The sequence below is a fragment of the Streptomyces hypolithicus genome (assembly GCF_052934925.1).
In genome coordinates this window covers 3,333,236-3,347,694 of sequence record NZ_CM128811.1, presented here as the reverse complement: position 1 = coordinate 3,347,694, position 14,459 = coordinate 3,333,236, and the positions used below count along the sequence as shown (strand labels likewise).

The window sequence follows — 14,459 nt, the reverse complement described above, 5'->3', positions numbered from 1 at the left end:
CTCCCCCAGCCAAACGGGTGGCCACTCGAACACTCGTCGCTCAGAGTTCACCGAGGGGATGGGGTTGGTTCACTTGGGGGGCCGGAACCGGACGCGTAACGGACAGAACGTGGGAGCGTGGGGTTCAGAGGCAAGCCTCAGCAGGAACAAGAGAGGGACTTTCATGCGCGACGCGTACCACGAGGAACTTGACTCGATCGGCGAAGCCCTGGTCGAGATGGCCCGGCTCGTCGGGTCGGCGATCGGGCGGGCGACGACGTCCATGCTCGACGCCGACCTCAAGCTCGCCGAGAGCGTGATCGCGGGCGACCAGAAGGTGGACGATCTCCAGCACGACCTGGAGGCCCGCGCGATAGCCCTGCTGGCTCGCCAGCAGCCCGTCGCGACCGACCTGCGGATCGTGGTGACCTCGCTGCGGATGAGCGCCGACCTGGAGCGTTCCGGCGACCTCGCCCAGCACGTGGCGAAGCTCGCCCGCCTGCGGTTCCCGGCCACGGCGGTGCCGAACGACCTGCACGCCACGATCCTGGAGATGGGCCAGCTCGCGCAGCGCCTGATGGCGAAGGCGGCAGAGGTCATCATCACCAAGGACGTCGACCTCGCACTCCAGCTGGAGCAGGACGACGACGAGATGGACCTGCTGCACCGCACGCTGTTCCAGCACCTGATGGACGACCGCTGGAAGCACGGCATCGAGACGGCCGTCGACGTCACCCTGCTGGGCCGCTACTACGAGCGCTTCGCCGACCACGCTGTGTCGGTGGCCAAGCGCGTCGTGTACCTGGTCACGGGTGAGCACGCGGACGAGCTCCAGGCGGCGGCTGCGCCGGCGCAGGGCGAGTAGGAGGGGGCGCGGGAGCTTTCCTGCCGCGGGGCATTGCGCGTGTGCGCCGTTGATGCGCCCGCTGGAGTGGGCGTCCAATGGGCAGCAGGAGTACGCCGCGTGCCCCTTCGAGGAGGAACCCCCATGGCCGATTCCCCCACGCCCAACTCCCAGCAGCAAGCGCCGGTCGAAGTGGCCCACCTGCCCACGCTGCCCGTCCTCGGCGCGTGCGGCTGCGGCTCGGGCTGCGGCTGCGGCTGCCAGTCCGGCGCGCCGTGCCAGTGCGGCGGGTGCTGCGGCTAGGAGGCGTCCGGCGCCGCCCCTCAGTCCGGCGCCGCCCCTCAGTCCGGCGCCGCCCCTCAGTCCGGCGCCGCCCCTCAGTCCGGCGCCGCCCCTCAGTCCGGCGCCGCTCCTCGGGCCCGCGCCGCCCTTCGGGCCCGTACCGAAAGTGCCCCGTCCCGCTCGGACGGGGCACTTCGCGTGCGTTGGGGGTGCCCGTTCGGGTGCCCTCCGGGTGCCCTTCGGTCAGGCCGGGTAGGCGGGTTAGACGGGGTAGTACGCCTCGTCGTCCTCCATGGTCTCGTCGTCCTCCAGGCCGAAGTTCTCCGGCATCTCCAGCATCGCCTCCCGGTGGTCGGGGCGCGTCTCCTTCATGGCCGTCTGTCTGAAGAGCGCCGCGAGCAGGTGGCGGTCCTCCGCGGGCAGTCGGCCCAGGCTGTCGGCGAGATCTTCGAACCACGTCGTCGCCACATCCGGGTCGACGTCGTCGTCGCCCGTCAAGTCGATGGCCGTGACCAGCTGCGCCATGGCAGTGGCCAGTGTGGTCAGCAGGGTGTCGCTCATGTCGTGCTCGCCTCTTCGCATACGTTTCGGACCGTCGGCCATCTGTGCGTCACGCAACATCGAGCCCCCTGACGCGGCGATTCCGCGGCAGGGGGCTCGATCCGTACGTGCGTCTTCTCGGGGCTACTTCTTCTTGCCCTGGTTCTTCACGGCCTCGATGGCGGCCTTCGCGGCCTCCGGGTCGAGGTACTTGCCGCCCTTGGTGACCGGGCGGAAGTCGGCGTCGAGCTCGTAGTAGAGCGGGATACCGGTGGGGATGTTGAGGCCGGTGATCTCCTCGTCGGAGATGCCGTCGAGGTGCTTGACCAGGCCGCGCAGCGAGTTGCCGTGGGCTGCGACCAGGACGGTGCGGCCCGCGAGCAGGTCCGGGACGATGCCGTCGTACCAGTACGGCAGCATGCGCTCGACGACGTCCTTGAGGCACTCGGTGCGCGGGCGCAGCTCGCCGGGGATCGTCGCGTAGCGCGGGTCGTCGGACTGCGAGAAGTCCGCGCCGTCCTCGAGGACCGGCGGCGGGGTGTCGTACGAGCGGCGCCAGAGCATGAACTGCTCCTCGCCGAACTCGGCGAGCGTCTGCGCCTTGTCCTTGCCCTGGAGCGCACCGTAGTGGCGCTCGTTCAGGCGCCAGGAGCGGTGGACGGGGATCCAGTGGCGGTCCGCGGCCTCCAGCGAGAGCTGGGCGGTGCGGATGGCGCGCTTCTGGAGAGAGGTGTGCAGTACGTCGGGCAGCAGGCCGGCGTCCGTGAGCAGCTCACCGCCGCGTACCGCCTCCTTCTCGCCCTTCTCGGTGAGGTTGACGTCCACCCATCCGGTGAACAGGTTCTTCGCGTTCCATTCGCTCTCGCCGTGGCGGAGGAGGATCAGCTTGTACGGTGCGTCGGCCATGGGCCAGAGCCTAATCGACGTCGCCCGATCCCGATTGACGGCTGTCGTCAATTGAGTGGCCCCCCGTAGCAGCGCACTTGTAACGTGCGGATGTCTGCCGAGCCGCTTACATCCCCGGGGGGAAACCCGTTGTCCGCTGAGCGTATGAGACGGGCCGTGCGAGAGAGCGTCGCCGGGCTCCCCAAGGAGTTCTGGTGGTTGTGGACGAGCACACTGGTCAACCGGCTCGGAGCGTTCGTCGCGACCTTCATGGTGCTGTATCTGACCCTGGACCGCGGCTACTCGGCGTCGTACGCCGGACTCGTGGCCTCCCTGCACGGACTCGGCGGGGTCATCTCCTCGCTGGGCGCGGGCGTGCTGACCGACCGGCTCGGCCGCCGGCCCACGCTGCTGATCGCGCAGACCTCGACAGCCTTCTCGGTGGCGCTGCTCGGCTTCATGCAGCACCCGGTGGCGATCGCGGGCGTTGCCTTCCTGGTCGGCATGGCGAGCAACGCCTCCCGGCCGGCCGTACAGGCGATGATGGCGGACATAGTGAAGCCCGAGGACCGGGTGCGGGCGTTCGCGCTCAACTACTGGGCGATCAACCTGGGTTTCGCGATCTCGTCGGCGGGCGCCGGGTTCATCGCGCAGTACAGCTACCTGGCGGGCTTCCTCGGTGAAGCGGCGATGACGCTGGTGTGCGCAGTGCTGGTCTTCGTGAAGCTGCCGGAGTCGCGGCCGCCGCGGGAGATGGACGCGGACGGCAGACCGACCGAACCGGATGTCGGGCTCAGGGCCGTTGTGCTCGACGGCCGCTTCATGGGTGTGGTCGGGCTGTCCTTCGTTCTCGCCCTGATCTTCCAGCAGGGGTACGTCGGCCTGCCGGTGGCGATGGGCACGGACGGGTTCAGCAGCGCCGACTTCGGTATGGCTATCGCGGTCAACGGGGTGCTGATCGTGGCCCTGCAGATCCCGGTGACGCGTTTCATCGAGCACCGCGACCCGCGACGGTTGCTGATCGTCTCGTCGTTGCTCGCCGGGTACGGCTTCGGGCTCACCGCGTTCGCCGGGTCGATCGCGGTGTACGCGCTGACGGTGTGCGTGTGGACGCTCGCGGAGATCGTCAACTCGCCGACGCAGACGGGCCTGGTGGTGCGGCTCTCGCCGACGCACGGCCGTGGGCGCTACCAGGGCGTCTACACGATGTCGTGGTCGGCGGCGGCGCTGGTCGCCCCGCTGATGTCGGGCTTCATGATCGACCGGTACGGCGCGGAGTGGCTGTGGGGGGCGTGCGCGGCGCTCGGCACGGTGGCGGCGTTCGGCTACTGGCTGCTGATGCGGGGCCTCCCGTCCGAGGCGCCGGTACTGACGCCACCGCGGACGCCGACGGCGCCGGCCGTACGGGAGAAGGCGCCCGGCGTACGGGAGAAGGCGCCGGCCGTACGGGAGCAGGCACCGGCGGCCGACTGACGAAGCCGCCGTTCAGGGGGCCACGGAGCCGGGGCCCGCCGCGCCGGGCTGCGCCCCGGCGGTGCCCGGCGCCCCCGGAGTGCCCGGCGCCCCGACTCCGCCCGGCTGAGCCTCCGTCACGCGCGTACCCGGATGCCTGATCGTGCACAGATAGGCGACGGCGAGCGCGATGGCCATGCCGTAGAACACCCACTGGTTGGCCTGGGCGAAGTCCATCCGGATCGTGTCCATCGCGTCCCGCATGACCGAGGCGATCGGCCCTTCGCCAGTCGGCTGCCGCTCGTCGGGGTACGGCGAAGAGCATCGCCGCCAGGGCCAGCGTCCGACTCGGAGCCCCCTGGAGGGACGCTACGGGCGCTGCGGGGCCTGCGGTGCCTCGGCTGCCTCCGGTGCCTCGACCGCCAGATCCCCTGTTATCGCCCATAGGGGGAAGTTTCGCCCTGCCGGGCATGCGGCGCGCCCTGAGCAGCCGTCTCGGGCGGCCCCGCAAGCCAGGCGGGTGACTGGGGCCGGGGTCGGGGGGGGGCGGGAGGGCGGACGCCCTGTTCAGGCGGGCGGACGCTCGGTGTCAGGCGGGCGGACGCTCGGTCAGGTGGGTGAACGCTTCGAGGTTCCGCGTCGACTCGCCACGCGAGACGCGCCACGCGTACTCCTTGCGGATCGCGCTAGCAAAGCCCAGTTCCAGCAGGGTGTTGAAGCTGTCGTCCGCCGCCTCCAGCACGCTGCCCAGCAGTCGGTCTACTTCCTCGGCAGTGACGGCCGCGAGCGGGAGCTTTCCCGCGAGGTAGATGTCGCCGAGGCTGTCGATCGCGTAACTGACCGCGTAGAGGCGCAGGTTGCGCTCCAGCAGCCAGCGGTGCACCGCCGCGTCGTTCTCGTCCGGGTGACGGATTACGAAGGCATTGACGGACAGGGAGTGCCGGCCGACGATCAGCGAACAGGTCGTGGACAGCTTGCGGGTGCCGGGGAGGGTGACGACGTACGAGCCGGGCTCGGGGCTCTCCCACTCCAGATCCGCGTCCTTCAGCGCCTGCTCAAGTGCTTCAGTGGTGGCGCTGCCCTGCGTGACCTGCGTGACCTGCCGTGCGTCAGCCATGGTGCGAGCGTACGCGACGGCGATGTTCGTGCATCGCGGCCGTGTAGACGTCGGCGGTGGCGGACGCGGCGGTGTCCCAGCCGAAGGACTGCGCGTGCCGGGTGGCCGCCGTGCCCATCCGGTCCACCAGCCCCGGCTCGTCGATGAAGCGCCGCAGCGCCCGGGCGTACCCGGCCGGATCGTGGCCCTCGACGAGGATGCCGGTCTGTCCGTCCCGTACGGCGACCGGAAGGCCGCCCACCGCCGCCGCGACGACAGGGGTGCCGGACGCTTCGGCCTCGATGGCGACGAGGCCGAAGGATTCGCTGTACGACGGCATGACCAGCACGGACGCCGCACGGAACCAGTCGGCGAGGCGGTCCTGGCCGACCGGCGGCCGGAAGCGCACCACGTCGGCGATGCCGAGGCGGGCGGCGAGCTTCTGCAGGCCTTCGGGCTTGGCGAGGCCGCTGCCGCTCGGTCCGCCGACGACCGGCACGACCGTCTTCGCCCGCAGCGACGGGTCCTCGTCCAGCAGCACGGCGACCGCGCGCAGCAGGATGTCCGGCGCCTTGAGCGGCTGGATACGGCCCGCGAAGAGCGGGATGAACGCGTCTTGGGGCAGACCGAGCCGTTCCCGGGCCGCCGCCCTCCCGTCGGCCGGACGGAAGCGTTCCAGGTTCACCCCGGGGTGTACGACGGCGGCCTTGCCGGGGTCGGCCTCGTAGAAGCGGACCAGATCGTCGGCCTCCTCTGCGGTGTTCGCGATAAGGCGGTCGGCCGCCCGCACGATCTGCGTCTCGCCTATGACGCGGGCGGGCGGTTCGGGGATGTCGCCGTCCGCGAGCGCGGCGTTCTTGACCTTGGCCATGGTGTGCATGGCGTGCACGAGGGGTACTCCCCAGCGTTCGGCGGCGAGCCAGCCGACGTGGCCGGAGAGCCAGTAGTGGGAATGGACGAGGTCGTAGTAGCCGGGGCGCTGGCCGGCCCACGCCTGCATCACTCCGTGGGTGAAGGCGCAGAGCTGGGCGGGCAGCTCCTCCTTGGCGAGGCCTTCGTACGGGCCGGCGTCGACGTGGCGGACGAGGACGCCGGGGGCGAGCGCGACGCTCGGGGGCAGGCCGCCGGTGGTGGCGCGGGTGAAGATCTCGACTTCGACGTTGATCGCGGCCAGGCGCTTGGCCAGCTCGACGATGTAGACGTTCATGCCGCCCGCGTCACCCGTCCCCGGCTGATGCAGCGGCGAGGTGTGGACACTGAGCATGGCGATCCGGCGCGGCCTGCGGTGGTGCCCGCCGGGCAACCGGAGGCGGGGCGGCGCCGCCAGAGTGCCGGCGAGTCGGGAGACGTACTGGCTCACGTCGAGAGTCCTCCTCGCTCGGGGCATGACATGGGGAAGCCGGGGCCCCCTCCGTTCAGCGGCAACAGCGGAATGCCCCGCTCCAATTTCCGTTTTGCCAAATCATTACTTGGACTGCCTCAACCTTTACGGAGCCGGGCGGGCTCTGCCGGGAATCTGTACCGGGCCGGGCGGGCTCTCCCGGGCGACCGCGAGCTGGGACGGGCGGCGCATACCCTCACTGCATGGCCCCCCGCACCTCCCCCGCGCGCCCCGTCGGCGCCGTCACCCGCGGGACCACCAATCCGAACCGCCTGCGCCGCATGGACCGCTGGATCACCGCCGTGCACGGCCCCGAGCTGCGCAGGGCGGCGGATCCCGTGTCGGTCGACCTCGGGTACGGCGCCGCGCCATGGACCTCCGTCGAGCTGCTGGGGCGCCTGCGCACGGTCGCTCCGGCCGCCGAGGTGGTCGGCATCGAGATCGACCCGACGCGGGTGGCCGCCGCGAAACCGTACGAGCGGGACGGCCTCACGTTCCTGCGGGGCGGCTTCGAGGTTCCGCTGCCGGGCGGGCGCCGCCCGGCGCTGATTCGGGCGGCGAACGTCCTGCGCCAGTACGACGAGGCCGAGGTGGCCGCCGTCTGGGCGCGGCTGTGCGGGCGCCTGGCGCCGGGCGGGCTGCTGGTCGAGGGGACGTGCGACGAGATCGGGCGGCGGCACGTGTGGGTGGCGCTCGGGGCCGAGGGGCCGCGCACGGTCACCTTCGCCACCCGGCTCGGCTCACTGGAGCGCCCCTCCGACCTCGCGGAGCGGCTGCCGAAGGCGCTCATCCACCGCAACGTGCCGGGCGAGCCGGTGCACGCCTTCCTGCGGGACTTCGACCGGGCGTGGGCGGCTGCCGCTCCGTACGCCTCGCTGGGCGCCCGGCAGCGCTGGATCAAGGCGGTGCGCGACCTGGCGGGCGACTGGCCGCTGGCGGACGGTGAGCGGCGGTGGCGGCAGGGCGAAGTGACCGTGAACTGGGCCGCTCTCCAGCCCCGCACGAGCTGAAACCGCTCCGGACCTCCTCGAACGTGTGGTCCGCCAGGGGAACATGACGCGCGGTCCGTTCGTCGGAAATCTTGAGCGACGATCACTGTCGCTTTGCCGGAGGGCATGGCAGCATCACCGCAAGCACACCTAAGTTACTGACGGTTAATCACATGCCGGGCATGTGATCCGGGATATGGGATCCGGGGGATCCGGGGGGACTCGTGAACCGACGTCGAAGTGTCGCGACCGCCATAGCGCTGGTCTGCGCCTTGACCGTACTGGCCGCGCCGGCCCAGGCGTTCGCCGACCCGGTGCCGGCGGCCGGCGAGCAGCGCCTGCAGGAGGTGCGCCGCGAGATCGGCGCTCTCTACCGCAAGGCCGGGGCGGCCACCGATGCGTACAACCTCGCCGAGGAGCGCGCCGACCAGCAGTCCTCGGAGATACAGAAGCTGGCCAAGGAGATGGAAAAGGGCAGGCAGCGGATCGACGGGCTGAAGCAGCGGGTGGGGGCCGAGGCCCGCGCCCAGTACCGCAGCGGCGGATTGCCGCCCGGGGCGCAGATGATGCTGAGCGGCGACCCCCAGCTCTTCCTGGAGGGGGCGGGCAGGATCCGCGAGGGTGGGCACGCGACCAAGGGTCTCCTGGGCGAACTGTCACGGGAACAGTACGACTTGGAGTCATACGCGAAGGACGCCGCCTCCCAGTGGAAGAAGCTGGAGGCCGGCCGCAAGAAGAAGGACGCGGCGAGGAAGGAGATCGAGAAACAGGTCGACGCCGCCGAGAAGCTGGAGTCGACGCTGGAGAAGGACGAGCGCGAGCGGCTCCGGAAGATGGAGCAGCAGGCGGAGCGCCGGGCGCAGACCGCCTGGCTCGACTCCGGCGCCATGGCGGAGGTCGGCGGCGAGGCGACGGAGCGGGGCAAGGCGGCCGTGGCGTTCGCGACCGCGCAGATCGGCAAGCCGTACGTATGGGGCGCGGAGGGGCCGGGCTCATTCGACTGCTCGGGGCTGACGTCGAAAGCGTGGCTCGCGGTCGGCAAGGCAATACCCCGCACCTCGCAGGAGCAGTGGAAGCGGCTGCCGCGCGTCGACGTGAAGGACATGCGGCCCGGTGACCTGATCGTGTACTTCGACGACGCCAGCCACATCGGGATGTACGTGGGCGACGGCTCGATGGTGCACGCTCCGCGCCCCGGCAGGGACGTGACGATCGCGGGGGCGGGCTCGATGCCGATTCTGGGCGTCGTAAGACCGGACGACGAGTAGGCGACCGGTGGAGGGCGGCCAACGGTCGCCCACCGGGCCACCGGTCGCGGCGAGGGCCCGGATGGGTGCTCCGGGCGTGACGTTTGTCATGACCCGGTGACCTCCCACACCGTCGGATGCGTTGTGGGAGGCGGTATTTGGCCGCGCGTGATTTCCGCGCACCATTCCGTTGCGGCGCCGGGTGACGCTATGGTCCCCGTTTGGCGGAACGTCGATCGTCGTGCCGCCGCACCCTCGGGGGGAGGGAAGGAAACCGAAACCGATGACCGCACCCGTACCGCGGCAGCGCGAGAGCCCGGCCGTGGAACACGGTCAGGCCGTCCTGCCGAAGCAACAGGCGGGGAGCAGCCTGCGCCCCGCCGCACAGGCCGCCCACCCGACCCGCGCCGCCGCCCACCCGACCCGCGCCGCCGGCGCTCCGGCCGCATCCGCGATCGGCACCGACCTCACGCTGCTGGTGATCGAGAACGACCCGGCGGGGACGTTCACCGTCCCCTCGCTGCTCGACGCGGCCGGCACCCGCGTGCGTATCCGCACCGCCCGCAACCTCACCGAGGCCGAACGGTTGCTCACCGACGACGTGCACTGCATCCTGCTCGACCTCGCCCTGCCCGGCCCCTCGGCCGACAACGGTGACGAGCTGGCGACGCTGCGGCACGTACTGCGTCTGGCCCCCCGGCACGCCGTCCTCGCCCTCACCTCGCAGACCGATGTCGAGCGGGCCGCGGAGGCGGTGCGTGTCGGCGCCCAGGACTACCTCTTCCGCGACGAACTCGACGGTCGCCAGCTCAGCCGCGCCATCCGGTACGCCGTCGAACGCAAACGCGCCGACAGCGCGCAGCACAAGCTCGCCGAGTCGCGGCTGCGCGCCCAGGAGAACGCCCGCCTGGAGCGCGGTCTGCTCCCCACGCCGCTGCTCGAAGGCTCCAACCTGCGCTTCGCCTCCCGCTACCGCCCCGGCCGCTCCCGCGCGCTGCTCGGCGGCGACTTCTACGACACGGTCCGCACCTCCGACGGCACGGTCCACGCCATGATCGGAGACGTGTGCGGCCACGGCCCGGACGAGGCGGCGCTGGGCGTGGAGCTGCGCATCGCGTGGCGGGCGCTGACCTTCGCGGGGCTGTGCGGCGACGAGCTGCTGTCCACCCTCCAACAGGTCTTGGAGCACGAGCGCGAGAGCGACGAGATCTTCGCGACGCTGTGCACGATCGACATCGCCCCGGACGGGCGGCGGGCGGGCATGTGCCTGGCCGGCCATCCGTCACCGCTGATAGCCCGAAACGGCAGGGCGGCGCAGCTGCTTCCGTACGAGGACGGGGGCCCCGCACTCGGTCTGCTGCCGCGCGCCCGCTGGTCGCGTCGGCAGGTCGAGCTGGGCGGTTCATGGAGCCTGATGATGTACACGGACGGCCTGATCGAGGGCCGCGTCGGCCCGCCCGGCTCGAAGCAGCGCCTCGGTCAGGACGGCATGGTCGAGATGATCAACCGCCGTCTGGCGGCCGGGCTGACCGGCGAGGATCTGCTGGAGGCGGCGCTCACCGAGGCGCGCGACCTCAACGGCGGCGAACTGACCGACGACGTGGCGCTGCTCCTGCTGGACCGCCTCTGACCGAGGCCGCCGACGCCGTGAGAGCTGCCCGGGCCGTGCGAGCTTGTTGGGGCCGTGCGAGTGCCTGGCTAGCGCCCGCCGTTGTAGGGCCCGTACGGCCCGTCACTGCTGCTGCCGCCCTTGCGTCCGCGGCCACCACCGCCACCCGACACCTGCTTGACCGCGGGCCGCACGTCGACCATGAAGACGATCGTGGCGATCAGTCCGGCGATCTGCAGGAACAGCAGCGGGACGAAGAGATTCACGGCGACCGTCACACCGAGCAGGACGAGCCAGAAGACCTTCGTCTGCTTGTCGGCGGCGCGGTAGGCGTCCTCGCGTGCCGTCACGGCGAAGATCAGCGCCACCACCGCGAGGACGAGCATGGCGAGGTTGAGCAACGACAGCAGAGTGCCGAATCCCTGGAGCAACATGCGGTACACCGCCTAGTGAGTGGATGAGCGCCTCGCGGCCAAGGTACCCGGACAACGGGCCGGACACCCACAAGGTGCCCGGCCCGTTACCCGTACCGCCGCGTGCTCGCCCGTACCGCCGGGTGCTTACCCGGCCGCCGTTACTTCCCGGCCGACGGCGTGGCCTTCTTGGCCTGCGCCTTGCGGGCGGCGGCGGGCTTCTTCGCCGAAGCGCCGGCGGTCGGGGCCGCGGACGCGGTGGTCGGGGTCGTCGCGGCTGCCTCCGACTTCTTCTGGGGCTCCGGGTCGGGCTCGACGGCGACGGCGATCTCGTTGATCTCCTCGGCCGCCCCGCCCCGCCAGGTCTTCACGCTCTGCTCGCCGTGCTCGGCGACCTTCTCGTACGTCTCACGCGCCTTGACCGCGTACTCCGCGGCCACGCCCACGCTCCGCAGCGCCAGGTCCTGGGCCTGCTCGGTCAGCTTCTTCAGGTCGGTGTCGAGCGACCCGAGCACCTCGGTGACCCTCGCCTGCACGGTGGCCTGGGCCTCCCTGGCCCCACTGGTCACCTTGTCCTGCACACTCTTCGGGTCGGTGTTGCGCACGGCCTCGATCCGCGCCGGCGCCTCGGCGCGCAGCTGCTCGATCAGCGCCGGCACCTTCCGCGCCTGCTGCACGGCGAGGTCCGCGGTGCCCGCCGCGAAGTAGAGGGGAGTGGGGTCGGTGAGGGTCTTACGCAGGTCATCGGTGATGGCCATGACTGTGGTCCTCCCGGAGCTCAGTTTCCTGTGTGGGTGATCAAGATGATGCGTCTGCACCACTGCCGTCGGCCGTGCGAGGGCCGCCGGCGGGGACATCCGTGACGGCGTCCGCCGCGTCCGTACCGTTCTCTTTCCGGAACGACTCGTAGATCTGCAGCAGCACCTGCTTCTGCCGCTCGTTGATCGACGGGTCGGCGAGTATGACGGCGCGCGTCTCCAGCTCGTCGCGCTCCCGCTCGTCGAGGATCCCGGCCTGCACGTACAGCGTCTCGGCGGAGATCCGCAGCGCCTTGGCAAGCTGCTGCAGGATGTCCGCGCTCGGCTTGCGCAGGCCGCGCTCGATCTGGCTCAGGTACGGATTGGACACCCCGGCGGCATCGGCAAGCTGCCGCAACGACAGCTGCGCCGTGCGCCGCTGCTCGCGCAGATACTCGCCGAGATTGCCGACGTTGAGTGATGCCATGTCCCGATAGTGCGGCATCATCGCTAACTTTTGCAAGCACCCGCTTGCAAAAGTGTTCCCCCCCCACGCCACACGCGCCGTCATCAGAGAACGGCGCTGAGGCGTTGGATGGCAGCCCGGGTCGTCTCTTCAGAGCCCGCTGCGGCGCCAGCGGTTAGCGCACCGGTGGCGATAGGGGCGAGGTATCCCTTGAGAGCCGCTACCGCGCGGCGGATCCTTCCACGATCCGGCTCCGCCTGGATGACCTCATTCCGAACCTCTTCCCCGGCTGCGGCCGCATCCTCGATATCTTCCTCAGAGACGCCCATGACCGCCTGGGCGATAGCTTCGAACCCGGGCGCGATCTGCTGCTATGCCTGATTCTGTGTCTGGTTAACGGTGCTGTAGCCCCCGGACCGCTCCCCCAGCACGCAGAACTCATTCCCCTCCGGGTCCGCAAGCACCACCCACGGCTCGTCCCCCCGCTGCCCGACGTCCGCGTGGCGAGCGCCGAGTGCCAGGAAGCGCTCGACCTCCGCGTCCCGGTCGTCGGGGCGGAAGTCCAGGTGGAGGCGGTTCTTGACGGTCTTTCCCTCCGGTGCGGGCCCGAAGAGCAGGCCGGGCAGCCGGTCGGGCTCCGGCCTGATCTCGTACTCCTCAGGCGAGTCGTTCACCACGGTCCAGCCGAGCGCCTCGCGCCACCAGCGGCCCAGGGCGACCGGGTCGGCGGCGTCGATGACGAGCTGTTCCCATTCGAGTCCCATGGGCCCGAGGCTAGCGCCGGGCACCGACAGCAGTCTCTAGTTCGGGTCTCTTCGCGCAATCGCTCGAACGAGGGGTTTGGGTCCCGTTCGGTCTGATCAGTCCCTGTGGATCTGCACAGTGGCGTGCATGGGCTACGTGAACCGCTCCGGGTTCGGTAGAGACTCTAGATTGTGGCTGTGACCTGCGGTTTTTGTGTGTTCTGGTAGTGGGTGGCTTCGTATTCGGCGGGTGGGACATGTCCGATCTCACCTTGGAGCCGACGGTGGTTGTACCAGTCGATGTACTCGGCGGTGGCCAACTCGACGTCGCTGAGAGCTTTCCAGGGCCGCGGGGGCTTGATGAGTTCGGTCTCGTAGAGCCCGATGGTCGGTTCCATCAGGGCGTTGTCGAGGGCTCCCCCGACGGTGCCGATTGACGCGGCGATCTGTTCGGCGGCCAGGTGGGTGGCGAGACGGAAGTTGGTTGACCTTCACCTTGGGGGAGGGCCCAGCATCGGTGGGGCCGGGCGACGTGCTCGGCATGAGGAGGAGAGCGAGCATGGGGTCGCTGACCATCGGGACGTTCGAGAGGGCGTCCCTCGTTCACATCGGCGACTCCCGCGTCTACCTCCTGCGCGACAGAGAGCTGTTCCAGATCACTCACGATCACACCGTGGTGCAGTCGATGGTCGACGAAGGGCGCATCAGCCCGGAAGAAGCCGTATCTCACCCCCAGCGGTCTCTGTTGATACGAGCCCTGGGCCAAGGAGCCGATGGCACCCCTGACATGCGCCTGTACGACGCGCAGCAGGGAGACCGGTATCTGCTCTGCTCCGACGGTCTGTCGACCGTCGTGCCGACCGAAGAGATCCGCCGGGGGCTCTCCGAGATCAGGGAGCCCGAGCAGGCGGTTCGCGATCTCATCGCCCTCGCCAATGGCACCGGCGGTCCCGACAACGTCAGCTGCGTGATCGCCGACGTTACGGAGCTCCAGCAGTAGGAGCGAGCGGCATGCATTTCGAGTTGCACCAGATCCGCTCTCAGGAACTCATCCTTGAAGCCGACGCATACCGCCTTGCCCAACAAGCCAAGGGAGCCAAGTCGGCTCCCCGAGCCATGGCAGCCAGCACCTCGCGGCCGACTCTACGGCGCCTGCTGGCGTGGCTCCGCGGGTGAATGATCAGGCTGCCTGCGGTTGATTGGGACACCGACCGCCAAACCTGTCCCACTCAACCGTAGGCACCGCAGGTCAGAGCCCCGCCCTGCCCACAGTTATCTGGGACAGGTCATGTAGCGCCTCAGGATGCGGTAGCCACCTTTTTGTGGGTACTTGGCGGCGGCCACCCGGCTGAGCGAATCTGTTCACGGGTGGTCCAACGGCCGCCGGATCCGGACGAAGAGATGCGGGGTGGCGTATCACGAGACCGGCTGGGACTCGGCAAGCTTCTCCAAGCGGCGGTGGCCCCAGTCGGAAAGGGGAGCCAGCAGCTCGGACAGTTCACGGCCGAACGCGGTCAGCGAGTACACCGTCTTCAGCGGCAGGACATCGTGCACGTCCCGGTGCACCAGCCCGTCGGTCTCCATCTCGCGGAGCGCCTGAGTGAGCACCTTCTCGCTGAGGCCCGGCAGCCTCCGCCGCAGCTCGCCGGGGCGTTGCGGACTGGACTCCATGAGCCACAGAAGAGCCGTCTTCCACTTGCCGTCGATCACAGCAATCGCGGCAGCCACTCCGCAGACGTTCGGATCCTGGGCGCGACTGCGCGTCATCGTCTTCCTGCCCCCTCGTCCGGTTGGCA

Annotated in this window: 16 protein-coding genes and 2 pseudogenes; 7 read left to right on the top strand and 11 right to left on the bottom strand. The window is 70.1% G+C overall.

The genetic code is table 11. The features are described 5' to 3' along the window. Window positions 1-163 precede the first annotated feature (163 nt). Entirely contained in the window at window positions 164-844 is a 681-nt protein-coding gene (gene phoU / locus ACU6WZ_RS15900; protein WP_447028713.1) for a phosphate signaling complex protein PhoU, read from the top strand. Window positions 845-967: 123 nt separating this feature from the next. Continuing rightward, window positions 968-1,126, top strand: a complete 159-nt coding sequence (locus ACU6WZ_RS15895; RefSeq protein WP_447028712.1) for a hypothetical protein — start codon at window positions 968-970, stop codon at window positions 1,124-1,126. 240 nt (window positions 1,127-1,366) lie between these two features. On the opposite strand, the gene ACU6WZ_RS15890 is transcribed toward ACU6WZ_RS15895, so the two are convergent. Next, complete coding sequence (locus ACU6WZ_RS15890; protein WP_447028711.1) at window positions 1,367-1,666, bottom strand: hypothetical protein; 300 nt, start codon at window positions 1,664-1,666, stop codon at window positions 1,367-1,369. A 123-nt stretch (window positions 1,667-1,789) separates the two neighbouring features. Then, entirely contained in the window at window positions 1,790-2,551 is a 762-nt protein-coding gene (locus tag ACU6WZ_RS15885) for a phosphoglyceromutase (protein WP_447028710.1), read from the bottom strand. Between the two features lie 144 nt (window positions 2,552-2,695). On the opposite strand from ACU6WZ_RS15885, the gene ACU6WZ_RS15880 reads away from it, so the two are divergent. Further along, the gene (locus ACU6WZ_RS15880) at window positions 2,696-4,003 is read left to right on the top strand and encodes an MDR family MFS transporter (RefSeq protein ID WP_447028709.1); all 1,308 of its coding nucleotides are present in this window, start codon (window positions 2,696-2,698) and stop codon (window positions 4,001-4,003) included. Between the two features lie 12 nt (window positions 4,004-4,015). Here the strand turns inward: ACU6WZ_RS15880 and ACU6WZ_RS15875 are convergent. From ACU6WZ_RS15875 to mshA, 3 genes and pseudogenes are all read right to left on the bottom strand, one after another. Then, window positions 4,016-4,288, bottom strand: a pseudogene (locus ACU6WZ_RS15875) (MFS transporter); the annotation flags it as partial. A 283-nt stretch (window positions 4,289-4,571) separates the two neighbouring features. Next, window positions 4,572-5,099: a type III secretion system chaperone family protein gene (locus ACU6WZ_RS15870; RefSeq protein ID WP_447028708.1), complete on the bottom strand. Its 528-nt coding sequence runs from the start codon at window positions 5,097-5,099 to the stop codon at window positions 4,572-4,574. Then, complete coding sequence (gene mshA, locus ACU6WZ_RS15865; RefSeq protein ID WP_447028707.1) at window positions 5,092-6,438, bottom strand: D-inositol-3-phosphate glycosyltransferase; 1,347 nt, start codon at window positions 6,436-6,438, stop codon at window positions 5,092-5,094. The genes ACU6WZ_RS15870 and mshA overlap by 8 nt, the downstream gene beginning before the upstream one ends. Window positions 6,439-6,662: 224 nt before the next feature. Here mshA and ACU6WZ_RS15860 point away from each other — a divergent pair, with 224 nt between their 5' ends. The 3 genes from ACU6WZ_RS15860 (at window position 6,663) to ACU6WZ_RS15850 (ending at window position 10,325) form a co-directional block, all read left to right on the top strand. Then, a complete protein-coding gene (locus ACU6WZ_RS15860; protein ID WP_447028706.1) occupies window positions 6,663-7,469 on the top strand; it encodes a class I SAM-dependent methyltransferase in 807 nt (268 codons plus the stop codon). Between the two features lie 203 nt (window positions 7,470-7,672). Continuing rightward, window positions 7,673-8,716 (top strand): C40 family peptidase, encoded by a 1,044-nt coding sequence (locus ACU6WZ_RS15855; protein ID WP_447028705.1) that lies wholly within the window; start codon window positions 7,673-7,675, stop codon window positions 8,714-8,716. Window positions 8,717-8,978: 262 nt separating this feature from the next. Beyond that, the gene (locus ACU6WZ_RS15850) at window positions 8,979-10,325 is read left to right on the top strand and encodes a PP2C family protein-serine/threonine phosphatase (protein WP_447028704.1); all 1,347 of its coding nucleotides are present in this window, start codon (window positions 8,979-8,981) and stop codon (window positions 10,323-10,325) included. 68 nt (window positions 10,326-10,393) lie between these two features. On the opposite strand, the gene ACU6WZ_RS15845 is transcribed toward ACU6WZ_RS15850, so the two are convergent. From ACU6WZ_RS15845 to ACU6WZ_RS15825, 5 genes are all read right to left on the bottom strand, one after another. Further along, a complete protein-coding gene (locus ACU6WZ_RS15845) occupies window positions 10,394-10,738 on the bottom strand; it encodes a DUF2516 family protein (protein ID WP_447028703.1) in 345 nt (114 codons plus the stop codon). 140 nt (window positions 10,739-10,878) lie between these two features. Then, a complete protein-coding gene (locus ACU6WZ_RS15840) occupies window positions 10,879-11,475 on the bottom strand; it encodes a hypothetical protein (protein ID WP_447028702.1) in 597 nt (198 codons plus the stop codon). A 40-nt stretch (window positions 11,476-11,515) separates the two neighbouring features. Next, window positions 11,516-11,941, bottom strand: coding sequence for a helix-turn-helix domain-containing protein (locus ACU6WZ_RS15835; protein ID WP_447028701.1), 426 nt, complete (start codon window positions 11,939-11,941; stop codon window positions 11,516-11,518). Between the two features lie 350 nt (window positions 11,942-12,291). Next, a complete protein-coding gene (locus ACU6WZ_RS15830) occupies window positions 12,292-12,684 on the bottom strand; it encodes a VOC family protein (RefSeq protein ID WP_447028700.1) in 393 nt (130 codons plus the stop codon). Window positions 12,685-12,848: 164 nt separating this feature from the next. After that, window positions 12,849-13,061, bottom strand: a complete 213-nt coding sequence (locus ACU6WZ_RS15825; protein WP_447028699.1) for an IS3 family transposase — start codon at window positions 13,059-13,061, stop codon at window positions 12,849-12,851. 197 nt (window positions 13,062-13,258) lie between these two features. Here ACU6WZ_RS15825 and ACU6WZ_RS15820 point away from each other — a divergent pair. Next, window positions 13,259-13,663: pseudogene (locus tag ACU6WZ_RS15820) on the top strand (PP2C family protein-serine/threonine phosphatase); the annotation flags it as partial. Window positions 13,664-14,079: 416 nt separating this feature from the next. Here ACU6WZ_RS15820 and ACU6WZ_RS15815 read toward each other — a convergent pair. Continuing rightward, a complete protein-coding gene (locus ACU6WZ_RS15815; protein ID WP_447028698.1) occupies window positions 14,080-14,430 on the bottom strand; it encodes a winged helix-turn-helix transcriptional regulator in 351 nt (116 codons plus the stop codon). Between the last annotated feature and the right edge of the window lie 29 nt (window positions 14,431-14,459).

What these genes read in the sequence shown, in the direction of transcription:
- phoU (WP_447028713.1), top strand. Translation starts at nt 164, where the DNA reads ATGCGCGACGCGTACCACGAGGAACTTGACTCGATCGGCGAAGCCCTG.
- ACU6WZ_RS15895 (WP_447028712.1), top strand. Translation starts at nt 968, where the DNA reads ATGGCCGATTCCCCCACGCCCAACTCCCAGCAGCAAGCGCCGGTCGAA.
- ACU6WZ_RS15890 (WP_447028711.1), bottom strand. Translation starts at nt 1,666, where the DNA reads ATGAGCGACACCCTGCTGACCACACTGGCCACTGCCATGGCGCAGCTG.
- ACU6WZ_RS15885 (WP_447028710.1), bottom strand. Translation starts at nt 2,551, where the DNA reads ATGGCCGACGCACCGTACAAGCTGATCCTCCTCCGCCACGGCGAGAGC.
- ACU6WZ_RS15880 (WP_447028709.1), top strand. Translation starts at nt 2,696, where the DNA reads ATGAGACGGGCCGTGCGAGAGAGCGTCGCCGGGCTCCCCAAGGAGTTC.
- ACU6WZ_RS15870 (WP_447028708.1), bottom strand. Translation starts at nt 5,099, where the DNA reads ATGGCTGACGCACGGCAGGTCACGCAGGTCACGCAGGGCAGCGCCACC.
- ACU6WZ_RS15860 (WP_447028706.1), top strand. Translation starts at nt 6,663, where the DNA reads ATGGCCCCCCGCACCTCCCCCGCGCGCCCCGTCGGCGCCGTCACCCGC.
- ACU6WZ_RS15850 (WP_447028704.1), top strand. Translation starts at nt 8,979, where the DNA reads ATGACCGCACCCGTACCGCGGCAGCGCGAGAGCCCGGCCGTGGAACAC.
- ACU6WZ_RS15845 (WP_447028703.1), bottom strand. Translation starts at nt 10,738, where the DNA reads ATGTTGCTCCAGGGATTCGGCACTCTGCTGTCGTTGCTCAACCTCGCC.
- ACU6WZ_RS15840 (WP_447028702.1), bottom strand. Translation starts at nt 11,475, where the DNA reads ATGGCCATCACCGATGACCTGCGTAAGACCCTCACCGACCCCACTCCC.
- ACU6WZ_RS15835 (WP_447028701.1), bottom strand. Translation starts at nt 11,941, where the DNA reads ATGGCATCACTCAACGTCGGCAATCTCGGCGAGTATCTGCGCGAGCAG.
- ACU6WZ_RS15830 (WP_447028700.1), bottom strand. Translation starts at nt 12,684, where the DNA reads ATGGGACTCGAATGGGAACAGCTCGTCATCGACGCCGCCGACCCGGTC.
- ACU6WZ_RS15825 (WP_447028699.1), bottom strand. Translation starts at nt 13,061, where the DNA reads ATGGAACCGACCATCGGGCTCTACGAGACCGAACTCATCAAGCCCCCG.
- ACU6WZ_RS15815 (WP_447028698.1), bottom strand. Translation starts at nt 14,430, where the DNA reads ATGACGCGCAGTCGCGCCCAGGATCCGAACGTCTGCGGAGTGGCTGCC.